Annotated in this window: 18 protein-coding genes and 1 pseudogene; 11 read left to right on the forward strand and 8 right to left on the reverse strand. The window is 64.9% G+C overall.

Features of this window, described 5'->3' with window-relative positions; all coding sequences use genetic code 11:
• Nucleotides 1–223: 223 nt before the first annotated feature.
• Complete coding sequence (locus BLQ92_RS26945) at nt 224–1,888, reverse strand: ATP-binding domain-containing protein (protein ID WP_090688841.1); 1,665 nt, start codon at nt 1,886–1,888, stop codon at nt 224–226.
• Nucleotides 1,889–2,051: 163 nt separating this feature from the next.
• Between BLQ92_RS26945 and BLQ92_RS26950 the strand changes: the two genes are divergently transcribed.
• The 4 genes from BLQ92_RS26950 to BLQ92_RS26965 all read left to right on the forward strand — a co-directional run bounded on the left by BLQ92_RS26950 (nt 2,052) and on the right by BLQ92_RS26965 (nt 5,699).
• Complete coding sequence (locus tag BLQ92_RS26950; protein WP_090688844.1) at nt 2,052–2,678, forward strand: glutathione S-transferase family protein; 627 nt, start codon at nt 2,052–2,054, stop codon at nt 2,676–2,678.
• Between the two features lies 1 nt (nt 2,679).
• A complete protein-coding gene (locus tag BLQ92_RS26955; protein WP_090688846.1) occupies nt 2,680–3,345 on the forward strand; it encodes a glutathione S-transferase family protein in 666 nt (221 codons plus the stop codon).
• Nucleotides 3,346–3,371: 26 nt separating this feature from the next.
• Nucleotides 3,372–4,982: a tetratricopeptide repeat protein gene (locus tag BLQ92_RS26960; protein ID WP_090688849.1), complete on the forward strand. Its 1,611-nt coding sequence runs from the start codon at nt 3,372–3,374 to the stop codon at nt 4,980–4,982.
• 78 nt (nt 4,983–5,060) lie between these two features.
• Nucleotides 5,061–5,699 carry a Fur family transcriptional regulator gene (locus tag BLQ92_RS26965; protein WP_090688852.1) on the forward strand — a complete coding sequence of 213 codons (639 nt, stop codon included), beginning with the start codon at nt 5,061–5,063 and terminating at the stop codon, nt 5,697–5,699.
• A 128-nt stretch (nt 5,700–5,827) separates the two neighbouring features.
• Here the strand turns inward: BLQ92_RS26965 and BLQ92_RS26970 are convergent, their stop codons facing one another.
• Complete coding sequence (locus tag BLQ92_RS26970; protein WP_090688853.1) at nt 5,828–6,238, reverse strand: response regulator; 411 nt, start codon at nt 6,236–6,238, stop codon at nt 5,828–5,830.
• Nucleotides 6,239–6,791: 553 nt separating this feature from the next.
• On the opposite strand from BLQ92_RS26970, the pseudogene BLQ92_RS40790 reads away from it, so the two are divergent.
• The 3 genes and pseudogenes from BLQ92_RS40790 to BLQ92_RS26985 form a co-directional block, all read left to right on the forward strand.
• Nucleotides 6,792–6,863 (forward strand): annotated as a pseudogene (locus BLQ92_RS40790) (2-keto-3-deoxygluconate permease); the annotation flags it as partial.
• 176 nt (nt 6,864–7,039) lie between these two features.
• On the forward strand, nt 7,040–7,759 hold the full coding sequence (locus tag BLQ92_RS26980) for a ribonuclease activity regulator RraA (protein ID WP_090688858.1): 720 nt from the start codon (nt 7,040–7,042) through the stop codon (nt 7,757–7,759).
• 420 nt (nt 7,760–8,179) lie between these two features.
• On the forward strand, nt 8,180–9,172 hold the full coding sequence (locus BLQ92_RS26985) for a phosphotransferase family protein (protein WP_090688860.1): 993 nt from the start codon (nt 8,180–8,182) through the stop codon (nt 9,170–9,172).
• A gap of 92 nt (nt 9,173–9,264) precedes the next feature.
• Here the strand turns inward: BLQ92_RS26985 and BLQ92_RS26990 are convergent, their stop codons facing one another.
• Nucleotides 9,265–10,086, reverse strand: a complete 822-nt coding sequence (locus tag BLQ92_RS26990) for a TetR/AcrR family transcriptional regulator (RefSeq protein ID WP_090688863.1) — start codon at nt 10,084–10,086, stop codon at nt 9,265–9,267.
• 100 nt (nt 10,087–10,186) lie between these two features.
• Between BLQ92_RS26990 and BLQ92_RS26995 the strand changes: the two genes are divergently transcribed.
• From BLQ92_RS26995 to BLQ92_RS27005, 3 genes are all read left to right on the forward strand, one after another.
• Nucleotides 10,187–11,695: an MDR family MFS transporter gene (locus BLQ92_RS26995; RefSeq protein ID WP_090688869.1), complete on the forward strand. Its 1,509-nt coding sequence runs from the start codon at nt 10,187–10,189 to the stop codon at nt 11,693–11,695.
• A gap of 366 nt (nt 11,696–12,061) precedes the next feature.
• Nucleotides 12,062–13,111, forward strand: a complete 1,050-nt coding sequence (locus tag BLQ92_RS27000) for a zinc ribbon domain-containing protein (RefSeq protein ID WP_143016673.1) — start codon at nt 12,062–12,064, stop codon at nt 13,109–13,111.
• Between the two features lie 144 nt (nt 13,112–13,255).
• The gene (locus BLQ92_RS27005) at nt 13,256–14,332 is read left to right on the forward strand and encodes a TAXI family TRAP transporter solute-binding subunit (protein WP_090688874.1); all 1,077 of its coding nucleotides are present in this window, start codon (nt 13,256–13,258) and stop codon (nt 14,330–14,332) included.
• A 93-nt stretch (nt 14,333–14,425) separates the two neighbouring features.
• On the opposite strand, the gene BLQ92_RS27010 is transcribed toward BLQ92_RS27005, so the two are convergent.
• Complete coding sequence (locus tag BLQ92_RS27010; protein ID WP_090688876.1) at nt 14,426–15,856, reverse strand: aminotransferase-like domain-containing protein; 1,431 nt, start codon at nt 15,854–15,856, stop codon at nt 14,426–14,428.
• A 111-nt stretch (nt 15,857–15,967) separates the two neighbouring features.
• Between BLQ92_RS27010 and BLQ92_RS27015 the strand changes: the two genes are divergently transcribed.
• Nucleotides 15,968–16,870, forward strand: a complete 903-nt coding sequence (locus BLQ92_RS27015; protein ID WP_090689065.1) for a DMT family transporter — start codon at nt 15,968–15,970, stop codon at nt 16,868–16,870.
• 84 nt (nt 16,871–16,954) lie between these two features.
• On the opposite strand, the gene BLQ92_RS27020 is transcribed toward BLQ92_RS27015, so the two are convergent.
• The 4 genes from BLQ92_RS27020 to BLQ92_RS27035 are packed head-to-tail and all read right to left on the reverse strand — an operon-like array spanning nt 16,955 to nt 21,585.
• Nucleotides 16,955–17,701: an ABC transporter ATP-binding protein gene (locus BLQ92_RS27020; protein ID WP_090688878.1), complete on the reverse strand. Its 747-nt coding sequence runs from the start codon at nt 17,699–17,701 to the stop codon at nt 16,955–16,957.
• The gene (locus BLQ92_RS27025; protein ID WP_090688880.1) at nt 17,698–18,570 is read right to left on the reverse strand and encodes an ABC transporter ATP-binding protein; all 873 of its coding nucleotides are present in this window, start codon (nt 18,568–18,570) and stop codon (nt 17,698–17,700) included. Before BLQ92_RS27025 ends, BLQ92_RS27020 begins: the two co-directional genes overlap by 4 nt.
• Before the next feature lie 11 nt (nt 18,571–18,581).
• A complete protein-coding gene (locus BLQ92_RS27030) occupies nt 18,582–20,405 on the reverse strand; it encodes an ABC transporter permease (RefSeq protein ID WP_090688882.1) in 1,824 nt (607 codons plus the stop codon).
• Between the two features lie 37 nt (nt 20,406–20,442).
• On the reverse strand, nt 20,443–21,585 hold the full coding sequence (locus BLQ92_RS27035) for an ABC transporter substrate-binding protein (RefSeq protein ID WP_244106260.1): 1,143 nt from the start codon (nt 21,583–21,585) through the stop codon (nt 20,443–20,445).
• Nucleotides 21,586–21,862 lie beyond the last annotated feature (277 nt).

The raw sequence follows: 21,862 nt of genomic DNA on the forward strand, positions 1-21,862 counted from the left end.
CTCCCATAACCCGCATATGAGCTGCATATGAGCTGCATATGAGCTGCACATAGGCTGCACGTAATCGCAGGTATCAGGAGGTGTTGCAAAGCCGGTCCCGACGCGCCTTTCTTCCACGTCAGCCACCCCGCGCGTCAATCCCGGCCCGGAATGGCCAAACCGCCCGCATGATATCGCCAAACGGACGCGCTGCAAAAAGCCCCGTGGCGCGCCCTGGCACCGCTCACTCCTTGCCGTCGGCGAGCCGCAGATGGCGCGCTGCGCGCTGTGAGGCCACCACGATCAGCTTCATCGTCGCCCGCGTGGCGCCAACAAACAGCTTGCGGGCGCTGCGCTCGTCGAAGGTTTCGAAATCGACCTCGGTCAGGATCACGCACGGCGCCGACTGTCCCTTGAAGCGGTAGATCGATTCCAGCAGCACATCGCCCTCGCGGTATTCCGGGTTGCCGAACAGGTCGTACTTGCCGGTGAAACTGCGTACGCGGTGCGGTCCGAGCTGGTCGAGCGCGCTCAGCACCGAACCTTCGCGGCCGCGGAACGACAACACCGCAATGTCTTGCTTGCGGAATCCCAGCGCAAGCGCCTGGGTGATCGCGCGCTTGGTGGCGTCGATACAGCCTTCCGCCCCGCGCGTGGCGTCGTAAGCGGAGAGCGACAGGTCTGAGCCGTCGAACGGGCTGCCCGAGGCGAGCTCCGCCGCAAACGGCACCTCGGTGCCCACCACGTCGCGCACATAGTCAAGAATGTCGCGCGGACTGCGGTAGTTGGTGGTCTCCTTGAGCGTGGTCCAGCCCGGCAGATCGACCGGCGCGCGCATATAGAGGTTCTGTAGCGGGTCTTCCAGCCACCACCATGCCGCGTCCGGGCGCAGCAGCCGTTCGAGCGTGGCAACCCACGGCTGCTGGAAGTCCTGCCCCTCGTCGACGATCAAGACATCGAACTGCCAGCGCGCGTCGATCGGCGTGTCCGCGAAGATCCGCTCGAGCTGGTCGAAGATATCGGCGGCCTGGAAGTCCGGCGTGCGGCCACCGTCGCGGGCAATCCAGTCGCACAGCTGGTGATAGTTCGCCACTTTCGCTTCGGGCGGCGCGACCCGCGCAATATGGTCGGCGAGCGGCCGGTTGAAGCACACGTACAAGGGCCGCTGGCCGCGCGCCACCGCATCCTTCATCACCTGCACGGCCAGTTGCGTCTTGCCGGAGCCGGCTGTTCCGGCCACGCGCAGACGGAACGGCGTGAATTCGAGCCGCCGCGCCCAGGTGGCGAGGCCGCCGGCCAGCCGCGTGACGAGCGTGCCTGCCTGGCCGACCAGCGCGCTGGCGTCCGGACTCAGCGCCAGTTCGTCGGCGAGAAAGTGGTGAATCTTCGCGGCGCAGGCAAGCCGCGGTTCGTCGGCCGGCAATGCCTCGCGGATGATGGCGCCCAGGCGCTCCTTGCGGGTCGCGTCGACGATCCGTGCCGGGTTGACGCCGGCAATCGCCGCGTCCTTCACGATGTGATCCGGGCAGTACAGCAGTTCCTCGATGAAATAGGTACCCGCGCCGAAGGCCGCGGTAAAGCGCCGGTGCATGCCCTCGATGGTCCGCGCCAGCGCGATCGCCACATTGCGCTCGGTCTGCAAGTAGACCTTGACGAGCCCCTTGGGGGTCTCGCGCAGGAAGCCGGTTTTCTGCTCGACGATCATCACGCGCCCGGACGGGCTGACAATCACAAAGTCGGCTTCGCCGAACACCGAGAAGCCCTGGTTGAGCCGTGTCCAGTGGACGCCGTGATACACGGTGTAAGCCTCGGGCAAGGCGGTTTCCAGCAGAGCAAGGGTTTCGCGTTCGCGCACGGCGGCGCCGGTGGCAGCGAGGTTCTTCCAGTCGTCGGGGACAATGCGGGCCATGCGGTGCCTCGTCATGTTCGGGTGCACCCATTGTACGCAACGGCCTTGCCGTTCCGGCATCGGCCAAACGGCAGAAGGTAATTACAAGCTGCTTCGTGTATCGTTACCGGTTGAACGCCGCGCCCACGCGCGGCTTGCCAACCGTGAAAAGAGGATTTGCCGGATGATTACGATCTGGGGACGCGCCAATTCGGTCAACGTCCAGAAAGTGCTGTGGTGTTGCGACGAACTCGTGTTGCCGTATGAGCGCATCGATGCGGGCCTGCAGTTCGGCCGCAACAACGAGCCGGAATACCTCGCGATGAACCCTACCGGCCGCATTCCGACTCTGGTCGACGGCGACTTCGTGTTGTGGGAATCGAACTCGATCCTGCGCTATCTGGTCATGCAATACGCCCCGGCGAGCCCGCTCTATCCGCACGAACCCAAGCAACGCGCAAGCATCGACCGTTGGCTGGACTGGTCGCTGTCCACGCTGCAACCGGCCGAACGTCCGGTGTTCTGGGCCCTCGTGCGCACGCCGGCCGACCAGCGCGACACGGCCAAGCTCGCCACCGACGTCGCCGCCGTCACGGCGCTGTGGAAACTGGTCGACACGTATCTGCAAGGGCGCTTCTTCCTCGAGGGCGAAAAATGCACGCTCGCTGACCTCGTGATCGGCGCGTATGCGAAGCGCTGGTTCGGACTGGAAGGCGTCGAACGTCCGTCACTGCCGAACCTGGAGCGCTGGTACTCGCGCCTCGCCACCCGCAGCGGCTTCAAGAAATATGTCGACTTTCCGCTGACCTGATATGACGATTACGCTCTACGCCTGGGGCACGCCCAACGGCCGCAAGGTCAGCGTCGCCCTCGAAGAAATGGAACTGCCGTACACGGTGGTGCCGGTCAACATCGGCCAAGGGGAGCAGTTCCAGCCCGAATTCCTGCGCATCAGCCCGAACAACAAGATTCCGGCTATCGTCGATCCGCACGGTCCGGCTACTGGCGCCAACGCGAGTCCCCCCGGCGGTTCGGGCACACCGATCAGCGTGTTCGAATCGGGTGCGATCCTGCTCTATCTGGGCGAGAAAACCGGCAAGTTCCTGCCGGCCAGTCTGCGTGAGCGCGTTCCCGTGCTTGAATGGCTGATGTGGCAGATGGGTGGCTTCGGTCCGATGCCCGGCCAGGTGCACCACTTCGCCGCGCTCGAAGCGGAAGCCGATCGCCGCTACGGCCTGAAGCGCTTCTCGGACGAAACGCACCGGCTCTATGGCGTGCTCGACCGGCGGCTCGCGCAGGTGGAGTTTGTCGCAGGCGAACTCTCCGTGGCGGATTTCGCGATCCTCGGTTGGGCGTGGCGGCACGAACGCCATAAGGTCGACCTCGCCAGCTATCCCAACGTGCGACGCTGGTACGAGACGCTGTTCGCACGCCCCGGCGTGCAACGCGGCTTTGCGGTGAACCTCAACGGCATCTGAAAGCACAACACCGCGCAGCATCGGACATGAATCAGGACATCGCAAGCACGCTCGCCACGGCGCAGCAGAAATTCAGCGCCGGACATCTGGCCGAAGCGGCGGACTTGCTGCACGGCATCCTCCTGCAGCAGCCGGACCACGGCGAAGCGCTCGAAGGGCTCGGCTATATCTGCGCCAAACGGGGCGACCACCAGCGCGCCGCCGACTATGTGACGCGTGCGTTGCAAAGCATGGACGCCTCGCCCGAGCAGATCTACTTCGCGGCGCACGTGTGCCAACTGGCGGGCCGCCACGCTGAGGCCGCCGCGCTGTACGAGCGCTGCCTCGAACGCATGCCGGATCACGTGCCGTCGTTGCACGAGGCGGCGCTGTCGCTCACAAAGCTCGGCGAACACGAACGCGCCCTGCGGTACTTCGAGCGCCTCACCACGCGCCATCCGCAGCTCGCCGAAGTGCATTACAACAAGGGCAGCTTGCTCGGCGCGATGGGCCGCTACGAGGAAGAACTTGCGGCGTACCGCAAGGCCATCGCCCTCAAGCCGAACTTTGGCGAGGCGTATGTCAATGTCGGCGTGGCGCTGCGCGACCTGCACCGTTTCGACGACGCCCTGCTGCAGTTCAAGAAGGCCCTCTCGATCGACCCGAACGACGCCGGCGCGCGCACCAATCGTGCGCAGACCAACCTGTTGCTCGGCGAATTCGAGCACGGCTGGCGCGAGTACGAATGGCGCTGGCGCGACGGCACCGCCAGCCACGGTTTCGATCCGGCGACGCTCTGGACCGGCGCGCAAGCCATTACCGGCAAGACGGTGTTCGTCCACCACGAGCAGGGGTTTGGCGACACGCTGCAATTCGTGCGCTTCACCGACCGGCTGACTGCCGCCGGTGCGCGTGTGGTGTTGCGGGTGCAGGACGCGTTGCTGCCGTTGCTGCGCGGGTATCCGGGCGTGGCCGAGGTGATCGGCGAAAGCGCGCCGGTGCCGCCATTCGACTACCACTGTCCGACGTTGAGCCTCGCGTTCGCGCTCAAGGTCCGCGCCGCCGACCTCGGTGCAGCGGTTCCGTATCTGAGCGCCGACGCCGCCAGCATCGCGCAATGGAATACGCTGTTCGACAGCCAGCATGGCAACGACAGTGGCGCAAGCCGGGAGGACAGTGGCCGCGCTCGCTGGCCCCGCGTCGGCATCGTGTGGTCCGGCAACCCAGGACATGTCAACGACCGCAATCGCTCGATCCCGCTGGCGCAGCTCGTCACGCTCTTCGACGCCAAGGCCAGCTTCGTTTCGCTGCAAAAAGGGCTGCGCGACGCCGACCGCGCGAGCTTCACTCCGCTCGTGCAACGTGGTGCGCTGCAAGACGTGGCGGACCGCCTCGACACCTTCGCGCAGACGGCAGGACTGATCGCGCAACTCGACCTGGTCATCAGTGTGGATACCGCCGTGGCGCATTTAGCCGGCGCGCTGGGCAAACCGGTCTGGATTGCGCTGCCGTTCACGCCCGACTGGCGCTGGCAACTGAAGCGCAGCGACAGTCCGTGGTATCCGGGGGTGCGGCTGTTCCGGCAACGCATGCGTGGCGACTGGAGCCACGTCGTCACGGAGATCAGGGGGGCGCTGGACGCCTGGCGAGGCGCTTGAGTTAGAAGTGGCTGAGCATCCCACAGAGTGGACGGCCAGCCTGTCACGCCGAATCGCGATGGACCTTATAATCGGCATATGAAGAATGCAAAGCCCTCCGCGGTCGCCGCAAAGACCGCCCTCGTCAGAGAAACCGCGCGCGACAAGGCGCGAGCCAGTGCGCACGACCATCCGCATGCCCATGCGGACGATCATGCCCACGGCGACGAGGCTGACCACGCGCACGCCCACGCCGCCACGCCTGAAGCGGCGCTGGTGCTGGCAGAGGAATATTGCCGCGAACGCGGCGAGAAACTCACGCCGATCCGGCGCAAGGTGCTGGAACTGCTGCTGACCTCGGGGCGCGCCACCAAGGCGTATTCGCTGCTGGACGACATGCGCCAGATCCATCCGGGCTCCGCGCCGCCCACGGTGTACCGCGCGCTCGATTTCCTGCTGTCGGCGGGGCTCGTGCACCGGATCGAGTCGATCAACGCCTTCACCGTCTGCCACGACCTGACGCAATGTCAGCACGGCATTCTGGTGGTGTGCCAACAGTGCGGCAACGTAACCGAACTGCATCAGCCCAAGCTGCGCCAGGCGCTGGTGGCGCAGATCGAAGACGCGGGCTACCGCCTTGCCAGCGAGGAAATCGAGCTGAAGGGCCTGTGCTCCGCCTGCCAGGCCGCCGAGGCGAGCGCGGCCAGCGCGGCAGCCGCCGCAAGCGGCAGCGCCTGACCCGGCAGGTCCGGCCACCGAGCCGCCTTAGCGGGCACATTGCTCCGCCTGACCGATCCGGCTCAACTAGCGGGCTGATTCGGCGGACTCAATCAGGCGGGCCCACTTAGCGGGATCAGTCGGCAGACTCAGCCGGCCGCGCGGGCGTCAATTGCATCGTGCAGCAAGGCAACCAGCTCGTCCGGCCGGGCCGGTTTGGTCATGAAATGCTGGAAGCCCTCGCCGATGCTGCGCAAGCGGTAGGCGTCGTCGGTATGCCCGGTGAGCGCCACGGCGACAGCCGGCGCATGATCGCCACGAATCTCGTGATCGCGAAGCCGCTGGATCAGGTAAAAGCCGTCCATGCACGGCAGTTCGAGGTCGCACACCACGGCATCGGGTAACAGGCGCAGCGCCGCTTCGACGCCCTCTTCCGCATCCGCCAGTGCGACGACATGCGCGCCCTCCGATTCAAGCAACAGGGTCAACGATTCCCGGCTTTGCGGGTCATCTTCGACGAGCACGATCGTTGCCTGATCGAGTCTCAACACTCCGTTCATATTGCGTTGTTGCCAAGAAGCAGGTTAGGCCTGCGGGTTAGGCCAGATAAGGTGGCCATTGTATCGCGCTCATTGCGACCGGCCGTTTGACCCGGGCACTGGCTACCGCACGTTTGCCAGCTCATTTGCCAGCTCATTTGCCAGCTCATTTGCCAGGTGAGGCTCGCGAGGTCCGACTCCGTTTCACGCGACGAGTTGCAATCTTTTGGTAAGAAAAGCGTTTGACCGCTCCCCTTTAAGCACGTGTCGTGCCTTGCCGCCCCACACCGCTGGCACCGCGTCACGGACCGCTCAAGCAACGCCACCGCGCAAAATCTGCCTGGCGTCGTGCCATTTTTGCTTGCCTCGCTTAGGTGTAAACGATGCATTCGACGCGCGATGAATTTGCCAATATCAGCACCCGCCAGTGCTAAATTTCGAACCTGGCGATGACCGTGGCGCGCATCGATTGGGATGCCAGGCGCCCTTCCATCCGTGAGCTTCACGGACTCCGGCCGATCGCAACAACGACAATGAACCGATCGGGCATATCGTCCGTGAAGGAGCGTCCCGCATGCAGATCAAGAAAGCGATCGACCGTATTCCTGGCGGACTGATGCTGGTCCCGCTGCTGCTCGGCGCGTGCTGATCGGCATCTATCGGGGCGCGCCGCTGGGGCGTGCTGTCGGCCAACTACCAGCGCAGCCACCCCGCCTTGCTCGACCCTTCGCCCGACAACAGCGGACTGGAAGCCACGCTCCATCCTCCATTGAAGTAAGCCTTATTCCTAACCCGATCAACCCGACCACTGCCGATCTCACGATGCACGAACTCGATCCCGTTACGCTCGAAGCGCTCCGCCATGTCAGCACGGCGACGCTGACCACCCAGCTATTCAAGCGCGGCCTGCGCAACACCTTCATGCAGGGCGTCGCACCGCTTGCCGGGCATACCGGCCCCAACCTCGTGGGGCCCGCATTCACGCTGCGCAATATCCCCTCGCGCGAGGATATCGACGTCCTCGAACTGTTTGCGAATCCCGAGTACGCGCAGCGCAAGTGCGTCGAAACGATTCCGGCCGGCCATGTGCTCGTGCAGGACTGCCGGGGCGAGCGCAACAGCGCCTCGTTCGGCTCGATCCTCACGCAGCGCCTGCAGGTGCGCGGTGTGGCCGGCATGGTGTCGGACGGGCCGGTGCGCGACAGCACAACCATCGCGGCACTCGGCCTGCCGGTGTTCTGTGCCGGGGCGAGCGCGCCGCCGAATCTGATCCGCCATCACGCCATCGATATCAATGTGCCGATCGGCTGCGGCGGCGTCGCTGTGTTTCCGGGCGATGTGATCGTCGGCGACGCGGATGGCATCGTCGTGGTGCCGCGCGAGATGGCCGCCGAAGTCGCGCAAGCCGCCGCCGAGCAGGAGCAACTGGAGGAGTTTCTGACCGGGCGCATTCGCGCAGGCGCGGCATTGCCCGGTACGTATCCGCCGAACGAGGCGACCCGGGGTGCGTATGAAGAATGGAAGAAAAGCCGGCCAGGCTGACGGTGTGCTTTCGATGCGGCGAGGGCCTGCGAGGCCCGCGCCGCACCGCGATATTTCCGCATGTTTCCAGACGTTACCGATCGGCCGCGCGGCATTCGTCTACTGATAACCCGGCCGATACGCCCGCTGTAATCTAGACCTTCGTCATGTCCCTGCGCAAGGCGATTGAGCTTACAGGCGCGCCTGCCCGATTCCCTCACGCCCTTCCCAGCGCTTTCGTCACGTAACACTCCGAAACATCTGCGCGTTGCTGCGCGCATTCCAGCCGGATTTAATGAACACGACCCTGTATGTGGCGGCGCGCACCGCCTCCTTGGGCGCGGCCGCGAGCCTCTTCGAACCATCGCGGCCAGTCGTCGGCGGCCCCTCACCCTGCCCCGTTTTTCTTCATCTCCACGGTTGCCGCTTCGGTGAGACCAATTGCCTGACAAACGAGACCGCACCGGCGCACCCGATGCCCAGCAAGAAACGCCGCCGGCCGCCGTCGCCGTCCCGCCGGAGATTGGCGACGACGAAGTTGCCGCACTGACGCAAACAACGCTTCATAGCACAGCACGGCTCATCAGCCGTCAGACCCTCACGCAAAGCGGCAATGCGGTTTTCCGCGTGCAACTGGCCGACGGCCGCAATGTCGCGGTGCGCATGAATCGCCGCGACGGCGCCTTCGGCTTTACCCGCCACAACCTCGATGTCTTGCGCACACTGGGGCTGCCCGTGCCGCAGGTGCTGGCGTCGGGCGCCGTGCCGCAAGGCGGCGGGTTCATCATACTGGAGTGGGTGCCCGGTCATGATCTGCAGCACGAACTTGCGCAGATGTCCGAAGCGCAGATGACGCTGCTGGCGCAGACAGTGACGGACTATCAGCGACGCGTGGCAAGCCTGCCGCAAAGCAACGGCTTCGGCTGGGCGCCGATTGGCCGGCACGCGACCTCGGCGCGCTGGACCGACCTGTTCGGCGCGCCGTCGAACGAGGTGCCGGCGGACGACGCACCCGCGCTCGATCATATCCGGGCTCGCTTGCGCGCAGTGCGGCGCGCCGTCGAACCCTACTTCGCCGCGCTGCAGCCCACCTGCTTCCTCGACGACCTGACGATCAAGAATGTGCTCGTCGAGCACGGCGTGCTGTGCGGCATCATCGATCTCGACTTTGTCTGCTATGGCGACCCGCTGATGGCGATCGGCACGACGCTCGCCCATATCGCAGCCGACGTAGGCCACGCCGGCGAGTTCTATGGCGAGGAATTGATCCGCTGCGCGGCTCCCTCGCCCGACGCGTTGCGCGCGATTCACTTCTATAACGCACTCTGGACGACCGGGTTCCTGTCCGCCGCCGAAGCTGCGGGACACGTCGCCCGGGCCAAAGAACTCCTGCCGCTCGCGGACAGCGCACTACGCCTCGCCGAAGCCTCCTGAATGCCCCAGCGGGCGAGATAACATTTCACACCGGTAGCGCGCTCGCATCAGGCGCTGCGTATTGCGTGCAAGCGCACCGCCGCGACCCCGCGCTAGCGTGTCTCACGCCGTGGGGCCAAACCATTGACCAGCAACGCCACCGCATGACGGGCAATGTCGTCCGGCGTCAGGCTGCGCCGCACCGGATCGTTGCGCCACATCTTCGAGGTGGCAAGCGGCAGAATGGTCAAACCGAGCAGCGTGAGAAACACCAGCGACGGCTCCAGATCCGAGTTCAGGCGCCCCTCTTTCTGCCATTGTTCGATCCGCGCCAATGAGGCTTTGTGATGGTTGTGGCCGAAGCGTTCGTGCATGCGCTGGCGTAACAGGCCGCCCTCGCTGATCACCTCGCGCACCCACAACGGCGGGAACCACGGATTGTCCACCGCCACCGCCACCAGCCCTCGCGCCAGTTGCGTAATGGCCGCCACCGGATCGTCCGGATACGCCTCGAACGGCCCGCCCATCGCCGCGCGCAGCGGCAAGAAACGTTCGTCGATCAGCACGTCGAGCAACTGGTCGCGGGTCTTGAAGTAGTAATGCACCATCGCCGACGTGAAGCCGGCCTCCCGTGCGATGGCGCCAAGCGTCGTATCGAGGATGCCCTGGCGCGCAAACAGTTCGAGGGCCGCATCGAGCAGGCGGGTGCGCTGCTCCGGGCCGCGCGTGCTGCCGGACGGCCTGCCGGGACGGCGCGGTGCGGCTGGCGCTGCGGCCTCAGCTGCGGCGGCGGTCGTCTTCTTTGCGGGCGGCGCCTTCTTTGGCGTGGCGCTCGTCCCTGCGCCCGCCGCGGCCACAGCCTTCGCGCCCGTCGCGCTCGAACGGCGGCGCCCCGCCGTTTTCGGCAGGCGGGCATCGGACGGTGCAGTGGTCATGTTCTTTCCAATTGACGAATCGTGAGATGCCGCATATATTAATCTCCACGTTAATTAATTTCAATAAGTACTCTCCCCCGGCCAACAGGTCCCCCAGTCCATGGATCAACCTACCACTACTGCGGGTGAACTCGCGAGTGCGCCACAGCACCCGCCGATTCGCCTGCTCTTCCCAGCCCTGCTGCTGGTGATGCTGCTCGCGGCGCTCGACCAGACCATCGTCTCGACGGCGCTGCCCACCATCGTCGGCGAGCTCGGCGGGCTCAACAACCTGTCGTGGGTGGTCACCGCCTACCTGCTGACCTCCACCATCGTCGTGCCGCTCTATGGCAAGTTCGGCGACCTGTTCGGCCGCAAGATCGTGCTGCAGGCGGCCATCGTGCTGTTCCTCGTCGGCTCGGCGCTGTGTGGCATCGCGCAGAACATGACCCAGTTGATCCTGCTGCGCGCGCTGCAGGGGCTCGGCGGCGGCGGCCTGCTGGTGGTGACCATGGCGGCGATTGCCGACGTGATCCCACCCGCCGAGCGCGGCCGCTTCCAAGGTGTGTTCGGCGGCGTGTTCGGTCTCGCCACCGTGATCGGTCCCCTGCTCGGCGGCTTTCTGGTCGAGCATCTGTCGTGGCGCTGGATTTTTTACATCAATCTGCCGCTCGGTATCGTCGCACTCGCGGTGATCGGCGCCGTGTTCAAGCCGCACACCGCCCATATCAAGCACACCATCGACTACATGGGCGCGGCGTTCCTTGCTGGTGCACTCACCTGCATCATCCTGTTCACAAGCCAGGGCGGCACGATCCTGCCGTGGTCGTCGCCGCAGTTGTGGTTCACACTCGTCATGGGTCTCGTCTGCATTGGCGGCTTCATCTACGAAGAACAGCGCGCGGCCGAACCCATCATGCCGCTCGAACTGTTCCGGCAACGCACCTTCTTGCTGAGCAGCCTGATCGGCTTCATTATCGGCGTTTCGCTGTTCGGCTCGGTCACCTTCATTCCGCTCTACCTGCAGGTCGTCAAGGGGTCGACGCCTTCGGAAGCCGGCATGCAGATGCTGCCGATGATGGGCGGGCTGCTGGTGATGTCGGTGATTACCGGGCGCGTCATCAGCAAGATCGGTAAATACCGCATGTTCCCGATCGGCGGCACCTTCCTCGTCTGCGTGGCGATGACGCTGCTGGCGCGCCTGCAGATCTCCACGCCGATTCATGTGATGTATCTGTACATGGGCATCCTGGGTCTCGGCCTCGGCATGGTGATGCAAGTGCTGATTCTCGCGGTGCAAAACACCGTCGAATTCAAACATATGGGCGTGGCGACCTCGGGCGCTACATTGTTCCGCTCGATCGGTGGTTCCGTCGGTGTTGCGGCCTTCGGCGCCGTGTTTTCAAACGGGCTCGCTGCGCGCCTGCAAACCTTGATTCCGCCCGACACTGAATTGCCGCACGCGCTGGGACCGGCGGCGATTCACCAGTTGCCCACTGCGCTGCGTGACGACTATCTGCAGGCCTTTGCCGGCGCCTTGCATACGGTGTATCTCTCAGCCGCCTGTGTGGTTGTGCTGGCGTTCGCGCTTGCCTGGCTGCTCAAGGATCATCCCCTGCGCAAGCATTGAAATCCGCGCTTCGCGAGCGCTGCATGTCCTTGCGGCGTCTCGTGAAGCGTTTCATCCGATCAATCCGCCTGCCGGCGCGCACATGCCGGCGCTCTGCAAAAAATCTCCCTTCCGTTCGTTCTGCCGAAGGGTGCAGCGTTTCGCTCTGCCGCCAATGTGTTGTCGCACACGCGGTAGGTATGAACGTCGATTGACGTTCACTCCGAAAGCTCACATATTGTCCATGGCAGCGCCGCAATTTTTTAGCGTTGCAAGCGCTGCTCTCCAGCGCATGTGGATCGCGATTCGCGCAGCGGGAACTGGCTGCCTTGACCTCGATCCGGAGCATGCCGTAACGGCATAGCCTATCGCAGGTGGGTTCACAGCATGTCCACCCAGAGCACTTCAGGCCAGAGTTTCCCAGCGCCGTGCAAGCGCTGCGGCGGAGCGTTGTACCAGCCCGCCGACTTGTGCCCTTACTGCGGCGCACCCCATCCGCTCGCCGCGCCCGCCCATGCCCGTTTCCCCGGTGCCGACGGACCGCTGCACCGGCCGGTTGCCGCGGACGGCCACGGCGAGCCGGCCACACCGAATCTGGCCTCGCCGGATACGCCGATTCCTCCGCTCAGCCATCTGCCGCTCGGCACGCCGGTTGGCTCACGATGGCTGCTCACACGCGGACTGATCGCGCTTGGCGTCCTCATACTAGCTTATGGCGCATATTCACTGCTGGGCGATCATCACACGGCCCCAGCCGCATACGATGAGCAGGACACCAAATCAACGACCGGCACCATCGCCCCCTACACGCCACAGCCCGCAGCGAATGGCGCGGCCGGCGCACACGCCGCCAACCGGTCCGCCGCAACCCCACCGGCCGTGGTTCAACCGGTCGTCGTGCCGCATTACCGCGATCTCGCCGAAAGTCTGCACGCGGCGCGCGCTCACGAGGACGCGCACGATCTGTCCGGCGCGCAAGCCGCTGTCAACGCCGCGTTCCTGATGGAACCCGATAGCGCCGACGCGAAGACGATCCAGCAGGAGCTGACGCCGCTCGAGCAGCGCCGCGATGCCGCGTTGCAAACGGCCCAGGTCTGCATCAAGGACCATTTGTGGAACTGCGTGGCGCATAGCGCCAGCGACGCCCTCGCCATCGACAACGGCAGCCCCGAAGCCAAAACGCTGTTGCAACAGGCGATCGTCCAGACCGGTTGGGCGCCGCTCGGCAGCCATAACACGCCGGTCGCGCGTAACGCCCAGGTGCCGCAACCCCCGCCGTCCTCGCAAGCCGCGCCCTTCGTTACCGCAAAGCCGGCCGCCCCCGCGCCTGGCAGCCTTGACGCGCAAGCGCGGGCCATCGCGCAATCGGGCTGGCGAAATGCGCCGGCCGCCGGTACGGCCGCGACGCCCGCATCGGGTGCGCCGCCGGCGCATTGAGCAGGCCCCGGCCCAAGCAGTCGAAAGCAGTCTTTAGGCATCTCGCAAGACGCAAGACCTTGAAGTTGAACCATTGATTCGCCGACGCTTCGCGCGGCTCGCCGTGCGAAGCCCGTTCAAACCAGACCAATAGGTGGAAAGACCATGCTCAAGACAATTCTGGCGGGGTGGCTCGGGCTGATGCTGGCATCGTCGATCGCGCTGGCCGATTCTGCGCACTACAAGATCGTCACCGGCCCCGAACGCGGCACGTACATCCAGATCGGCGCGGATCTGGCGAAATGGGTCGCCGAGCCGGCGGGCATCGATCTCGATGTGATGGCATCGAAGGGCTCGGCGGAGAATGTTCAGCGCCTGCGGTACGAACCGGGCGTGAAGCTCGCCCTGGTGCAGTCCGACGTGTATCAGGCCTATGTGGACATGGCCAACGCCGGCAATAGCGATGCCGGTCAGGCGATCCGTCCTTTGCGGCTCATCATGCCGCTCTACGACGAGGAGATCAATTTCGTCGTACGGGCCGACTCGCCGCTCAAGACCATCAATGAGATCAAGGACAAGAACATCAGCGTCGGCCTGCTCGGCAGCGGCACGGCGCAGTCCGCCAACACGATTTATCACCTGATGTTCGGCGAGCCGATTGCCGATCAGAACGCCCAGCACCTCAGCAACGAGGACGCACTCGCCGCGCTGATCGTCAAGAAGGTCGATGTGGCGGTGATCGTGGTCGGCCAGCCCGCCAAGCTGTTCACCGACATGAACCCGGAGTTGCTACAGCAGCTCCGCTTGCTGCGGGTCGATCCCAATGTCCCCGAAACGGCGCGAGCAAAGCAGACCTATTTCCCAGCGACGATTCACACCGCCAGCTATCCGAACTGGTTGAAGGACGACGTGCCGACCTTCACCGTTAAGGCCTTTCTCGTCACCTACGATTACGGGCTGCGCGATACGGTTGTCAATCTCGATCGTTTTGCCGATTCCTTGTGTACCAATTTCGACAACCTGCAGGAGCACGGTCATCCCAAGTGGAAGCAGGTGAAGATGGAGCTGCCGAGTCTCGGCAAAGGGTGGCAATACTATGCGCCGGTGGAGAAACATCTGCGCGCCTGCGTCGCCCGCCGTACTGCGGGGATGACAACCGCGGCGCCCGCGCAAACCGCCGACAAGACGCCGTCGAAGTCGAATTGCACGGACGAAGCGCGGGTGCTGATGCTGTGTAAGTGAGCGGGGCGGCACGTGGGGCGCCCAGTGCGGCGGTTAGTGTGACGCCCAGTGCAGTTGCTGCTGGCACCGCGGCCGCACGCACCGCCCTTCGCATCAAGCGTGCGTCTGCGCGAGCTCCATGGCGCGCAGCAGCGCCTCGTAGGCTTTCGGCCGGTTGCACTGCGAGACGTTGAAGCGCAAATACCCCGCCGCCGACTGTGCGACGCTGAACACATTGCCCGGCGCCAGCACGACATTGCCGGCCAGCGCGTGGCGGGCAATCCCGGTTGCGTCCAGCCCATCCGGCAGCCGCGCCCAGACGAACATGCCGGCGCGCGGCCGGGTCCACACTTCCAGTCCCGCTTGCGTCAGACGCCGGATGGTCTCGCCCATCGCATCCGCGAGTTTCGCCCTGAGCCCTTCGAGATGCCGCCGGTAAGTGCCGTCCACCAGCAGGCGATGCACGACGCTCGCCGCCAGTTGCCCGTTGCCGAAGGTAGTGGCGAGCTTCAGGTCGATCAGCGACTCGATCCAGTCCGGGCGCGCAGCGATAAAACCGCAGCGCACCGCCGCCGACAGCGTCTTCGAAAAGCTCCCGATCGTCACCACCCGCGCGAGTCCATCGAAGGCGGCCAGACGCGGCGCAGCTTCATCCTCGAAGTCGGCGAAGATATCGTCCTCGACGATCAGCAGATTGTGCTCGCCGGCCAGCTTCAGCAGACGATGCGCGACCGCTGGCGCCAGCGTCGCGCCGGTGGGATTGTGGATGGCCGAGTTCGTCACATAGAGGCGCGGCCGATGCTCGACGAGCGCCCGCTCGAAAGCGGCGAGATCCGGCCCGTTCGGCGTATAGGGCACGCTGACGATGCGGGCCCGGTGCGCCCGCAGCAAGGCCTGGAAGTTGAAATAGCACGGATCGTCGATCAGCACGGTGTCGCCCGGCTCGAGCAGGAAGCGGCACACGAGGTCGAGCGCGTGGGTGCCGCCGTCGGTCAGGATGATCTGCTCGGGCGGGGCATCGACGCCATGCTGGGCGAGCCGCCAGGCGAGTTGCTGCCGCAGCGCGGGGAGACCCGGCGGCGTGGCGTAATCGGCGAGCGGCGCGTGCGGGTCGCGCGCCACCGCGCGCAGCGCCCGCCGTACGCCGTCTTCCGGCAGCCATGCCGCCGGCAGCCAGCCGCAACCAGGCTTCAGCACCTTCTGCCCTGCTTCGAGCGACTGCCGCGTGAGCCATAGCGGATCGACCGCCCGGTCGAGGCGCGGCCCGAGATCGGCCAGCGCGAGCGGCGGCGCGTGGCCGGAGACGAAAAACCCGGAGCCGCGCCGGGCGACGATCGCGCCCTCCGCGACGAGCCGCTCATACGCCTCGACTACCGTCGATTTCGACACGCCGAGCGTGTCCGTCATCACCCGGATCGACGGCACGCGCGCGCCCGGCATCAGCGCGCGGCTCGCGATGCGCTCGCGCAAGGCGTCCATCACCACCTGTACCCGGGTGCGCGCGACCCCATGGCTGTCCCGATTGTCTCTACTCGCTTCCGCCATCTGTACTGCTCCACGTTCGGTACAGTTTGCACAAATTGTACTGATCCGTAGCTTACACTTTTAGCCGTCGCGGAGGATGCTGAGCGTTTTATCCCGCTCATGGAAATCTCGATGCAAACCTCCACCAACGGCCGGGCCGCGAACGGCTGGATCAGCGGTCTGCTAGGCGTGCTGATCTTCAGCGGCTCGCTGCCGGCCACCCGGATCGCTGTGCAGGGACTCGATCCGATCTTTCTGACCGTCGCGCGCGCGACGATTGCCGGTACGCTCGGGCTCATCCTGCTGCTGGTGTTTCGCGAAACCCGGCCCGCGCGGCGCGATCTGGTACCGCTCGTGGTCGTCGCGCTCGGCGTGGTGGTCGGTTTTCCCTTGCTGACTGCGCTCGCCTTGCGCCATGTCACCTCGGCGCATGCGGTCGTGTTTATCGGTTTGTTGCCGCTCTCGACCGCGATCTTCGGCGTGCTGCGTGGTGGCGAGCGTCCGCAACCGGCGTTCTGGCTGTTTTCGGCGCTCGGCAGTTGCGCGGTGGTCGCCTTTGCCATGCGCAACGGGGTCAATGCATCGCCGCTCGGCGACTGCTTGATGCTCGCCGCGATCGTTGTCTGCGGACTCGGCTATGTGGAAGGCGCACGGCTTTCCCGGCACCTCGGCGGCTGGCAGGTGATCTCGTGGGCGCTGGTCTTGTCGCTGCCGGTGATGCTGCCGCTTACCTGGTGGGCACGGCCTGCTTCGTTTGAAGGCGTCAGCCAGGCCGCGCTGTGGGGGCTCGCCTATGTCTCGCTCTTCAGCATGCTGATCGGCTTCGTGTTCTGGTATCGCGGCCTCGCGCTGGGCGGAATTGCCAGCGTCGGACAGTTGCAGTTGCTGCAGCCGTTTTTTGGGCTGGTGCTCGCTGGCCTCCTGCTGCACGAGCAGGTGCCGCCGGTGATGATCGTGGTCACCGTGATCGTGGTGGCGTGTGTCGCGGGGGCAAGGCGGTTTGCGCGGACCGTGCCGGTGCGGCAGGCCGGTTAGCGGCGTGCGAGCGGGGTGAGCCGCTCGCGCAGCGCACCGCCCTCTGCGGCGGCCTACCCTCTGCCGCTCTCTGCCAGCCCCACCCTAAGCGGCCGTACTCGCCGCGGCCAGCGCATCGCCACCGAGGTAGGCGTCGCGAATCCGCTCGTCGCCGAGCAGCGCGCTCGCCTCGCCCTGCAGCACGACGCGGCCGGTTTGCAGCACATACCCGTAATGCGCGATCTCCAGCGCAAGGCTCGCGTTCTGCTCGACCATGAAGAAAGTCACGCCCTGCCGGTTGATGGTGTGGATCAACTCCAGCACCTTGTCGACATACAACGGCGACAGGCCCATCGTCGGCTCGTCCATGCAGATCAGCTTCGGGCGGCTCATCAGCGCGCGCGCCATCGCCAGCATCTGCTGCTCGCCACCGGACAGCGTCCCGGCGCGTTGCGCGAGACGCTCCTTCACACGTGGAAACAGTCCGAGCACCCGCTCATAGTCCTCGACGATCGCCGCGCGGTCACGGCGCGTATAGGCGCCCATCAGCAGGTTCTCGCGCACCGTCATGTCGCCGAACAGACGCCGTGCTTCCGGCACCGAACCGACCCCGCGGCGCACGATCTGCGGCGTGGCGAGCGCGGTGATCGACTCGCCCTCGAACGTCACGTTGCCTGAGCGCGGCTTGTGCAGACCGAGGATGAGCTTCATCGTGGTCGACTTGCCGCTCGCGTTGCCGCCCAGCAGGCTGACAATCTGCCCGCGCCGCACTTCGAAGTTGACGTCGAAATGCACCTGAACCGGACCGTAAAACGTCTCGATGTGTTCGAGTTTCAGTAATGCTTCGCTCATGACCGCACTTCCTGCAGTTCAGTCTGGCGTGCGCCTGAGTTCTCCCGCGACGCCCCACCCACATTGCGGTGTCCCAGATACGCCTCGATCACGCGCGGATCGTTGCGCACCTCACGCGGCAGGCCCTCGGCGATTTTCTTGCCGTTGTCGAGCACGATCACGCGGTCCGACAGTTGCATCACCATATCGAGCTTGTGTTCGATCAGCAGGATGGTCAGGCCGCGCTCTTTCAGTTGCTGGATCAGCACCAGCATCTCGGCGGTTTCGGATTCGTTCATGCCGGCGGTGGGCTCGTCGAGCAGCAGGAGGCGCGGATGCAAGGCCAGCGCCCGGGCAATTTCGACGCGCCGCCGGTTCGCGTACGACAGGCTGTGGGCCGGCTGCTCCAGACGCGGCAGCAGCCGCTCGCCGAAGCCCGCGATGATCTCGCGCACCTCGGCGCGCAAGGCTTCGTCTTCGCGGCGCAGCGCCGCCGGGCCGATCAATGCGCGCAGCAGTTCCGCGATTGCGCCGAGCACTGGCCAACCGGCGCGCGTGGCGCGCAGTCGCGAATGAGCGCCCACCAGCACGTTGTCCAGCACACTCAGGTTGCCGAACACGCGCCCATGCTGAAACGTACGGGCAAGACCAAGCGCCGCGAGTGCATCCGGCCGCGCGCCGGTGACATCGCGGCCGTCGAACTGCACGTTGCCGCTATCGGGCGTATCCAGGCCGGTAATCAGGTTGAACAGCGTCGACTTGCCCGCACCGTTCGGGCCGATCACGCTCACGAGTTGCCCGGCGGCGATCGACAGATCGACCTGGTCCACCGCGCTCAGCCCATCGAAGCGCCGCGTCACGCCGCGCACGTCGAGAAGGTTCTGGGTCATGGCGCTCTCCCTCATACCGTGCCGAGCAGGCCTTGCGGCCGGAAGCGCACCAGCAGCAACAGCACCACGCCGTAGATCAGCATGCGGTAGTCCGCGGCCCAGCGGAAGATCTCCGGCAACCCGATCAATGCCACCGCGCCGGCAATGCCGCCCAGCACATTGCCCAAGCCGCCGAGAATCACCATGGTCAGCGCCAGAATGGAGACTTGCGAATCGAAAGTCGTGTTGTTGATATAGCTGTACAGATGCGCGGAGATGCCGCCGCTGATGCCCGCGGCGAGGCCGCCGAAAGCAAACGCCATCGCCTTGTAGCGATTCGGGAGAATTCCGTATGAACGCGCCGCCACTTCATCCTCGCGAATCGCCCGCAGCGTGCGGCCCAGGTGCGAACCGAGCAGACGTGTCTGCAGCAGCGCGAGCACGATCAGTACAGCGAGCGCAAACCAGTAAACGGCTCGTGCGCTATCCGGCGCCCAGCCGAACAGCGAGAGCGGCGCAATACCGCTAATGCCGAGCGGGCCGCGCGTCAGGCTGTCCCAGTTGAGAATTACGAGGCTCACCACCTCGCCGATCCCGAGCGTTGCAATCGACACATAGTGCCCGCGCAAACGGAACGCGGGATAGACCAGCAAGGTGCCGAGCGCGGCGGTAATCAGCCCCGCGCAGAGGATCGTCACGGCAGGCGACCAGCCTAGATGCAACGACAGCAACGCCGAGGCATACGCGCCGATCAGCAGCAACGCCGCGTGGCCGAGCGAAATCTGCCCGACCGTCCCCGCCACCAGCGTCAAACTCAGCGCCAACATTCCGTACAACCAGGCATTGGTGAGGGTTTGCACGAGATAAGACGAAGGTGCGACGAACGGCAGGACAATCGCCACCAGCGCGAGCGCTGTAACGAGCGGACGCGGCACCCGCAGCGCTTTACCCGCAGCGAGGAAGGTTCCAGTCAGCGGTTCAGACGGCAAACGGCGGCTGCGGCTGAACAGGCCGTTCGGACGCCACACCAGAAACACCAGCAACAGGACGAACGCAAACAGATCGCGATAGCTGGTGCCGAAAATCGCGACCCCATAGCTTTCCACGAGACCCAGCAACAGACTGCCGACAATCGCGCCCGGCACGTTGCCAAGACCGCCGATCAGCAACGCAACCACACCCTTGAGGGTGGCCTGAAAACCCATCGCGGGATCGATGCTGTTGTAGTACATGCCCACCAGCAAGCCGCTCACGCCGCCCAACGCGCAGGCAATGGCAAACACCGCCTGATTCACGCCGTTGACGTTGACGCCCATTTGCTGCGCGGCGTCGCGATCCTGTGCGGTCGCGCGCACGGCCCAGCCGAGCCGCGTGAAGCGCAGAAATACATACAGCACCGCCGCCGCGCCAATGCCGATGCCGGCGATCAGCAGATCCAGCGAGCCGATCGTCGCACCGCCGAGGCTCACGTGCCAGTCGGGCAGCGTGCTCGGTACGGCGCGCGGATCGGCGCCGAAGATCAACTGCGCGGACTGGTCGAGCACGAAGCTGATGCCGATAGTCGCCAGCAAGGGGGCGATGCGCGCCGAGCCTTGCAGCGGCCGCAGACCGATCCGCTCGATCACGATTCCCAGCAGGCCACAGCCCACCGCTACCACGAGCAGCGCAAGCGGCAGCGGCAAGCCGAGGTGCGTGAGACACAGCCAGCCGATAAAGCCGCCGATCATATACACCGAGCCGTGCGCAAAATTGATCAGATGCGACACGCCGAAGATCAACGCAAGACCAACCGCCAGCAACGCATAGATGTTGCCGACGATCAATCCGTTGATCGTATAGTCAAGCCAGGACGCCATAGCGATTCATCCGGTGAAATGCGCAGCCACGCAGGCGTTATTTCGCTGCCAGGACCGGCTTCACGCCGTCCCATTGCGTGAACTGATTGTCCTTGACCACCAGATAGACGCTCGTCGCCCCCGCCACGCGGCGGGTCTGCGGATCGAATTTCATCTGGCCGAAGATCAGGCTCGGCACATCATGGATCTGGCTCAGGCCGTCGTGCACCGCCTGGCGCGTCACGCCGTAGCGGCGCAGCAGTTCTGCGGAGAGAATCATCGCGTCATAGGCGCGCGCCGCGAACGTGTCGGGGTCGGCGTGATATTTCGCGCGGTAGCGCTGCACAAAGTCCTGCACTTGCGCGCGCTTGTCGCCTGGGAAGAAATTCGATTCGGTATACACACCGTTCACCTCTGCCCCACCCAGCTCGAGGAATTTCGGTGAATAGATCGAACCCACCGCCGCAATCGGCTGAGTCAATCCGGACGAACGCGCCTGGCGCACGATCTGCGCGCCGTCTGCGTAGTACGAAATCAGCACGATCGAATCGGGTTTCGCTTCGTTCACGCGCACGAGCGTGGCACGGAAGTCTTTCTCGTTCGGTTGATAACCTTCTGCCGCCACAACCTGTGCGCCGTTTTCGGCGGCGGCCTTGGCGAAGATGTCCTTGCTGGTGCGGCCCCAGTCCGTGTTCAGATACAGCACCGCAATGCGCTTGAAGCCGAGATCCTTTGTCGCATAGCGCGCCAGCAGCGGTTGCTCTTCCGCCTGGCTCAGCGCCGTGCTCCACATGTAGTCGCCGCCCTTCGTGAAGTCGGGATGCGAGTTGGTGAAACCGAACTGCACCAGCTTGCCGCGCTGATAGATCGGCGAAGCTGCCATCGAGGTGGTGCTCGAAAGGTCACCCAGTTCCAGCAGAATGCGCGAGTCGCCGACAAACTTCTGCGCAATCGAAACGGCCTGCCCTGGATCGCTGCGGCTGTCTTCGAAGTCGTACGCGAGCGGGCGGCCTTTGATGCCGCCCTGGCTATTGATCTGCTCCAGTGCGAGATCGAAACCGCGCTTCCATTGCGTGCCGTATTGCCCGTCCTGTCCCGTCAGCGGGCCGCTCACGCCAATCAGATAGGGCTCGCCGGTGGCTTCGGCGGCGTGCGCCGCGCTGCTAGCGGCGATACCTGTGATGCCCCATGCCGCAACCATAAGCGGCAGTGCCTTGAGCGCACTCAACCACATGCTGCGTGCCTGTTTTCTAAGGTCCTTCATCGTGCCCCCAACGGTCGTCTTCAGATTGCGGCCATCAAACCATGCTGAATTCCGGCGAACCAACGAAGTTTTGGGAATATGGTTATCACGCCGAGAGGCGAAGGCAATGGCGTGTCGCGCGGCGAGACCAGAGAGGATCGACAAGAGGTATGGAGACGGCGAACCCAAGTGCCTGATGAGATTGGATTTTTTCTCAATGCATGCGACCGTGACG

It is taken from the genome of Paraburkholderia phenazinium (genome assembly GCF_900100735.1).
Classification (GTDB): Bacteria; Pseudomonadota; Gammaproteobacteria; order Burkholderiales; family Burkholderiaceae; genus Paraburkholderia; species Paraburkholderia phenazinia.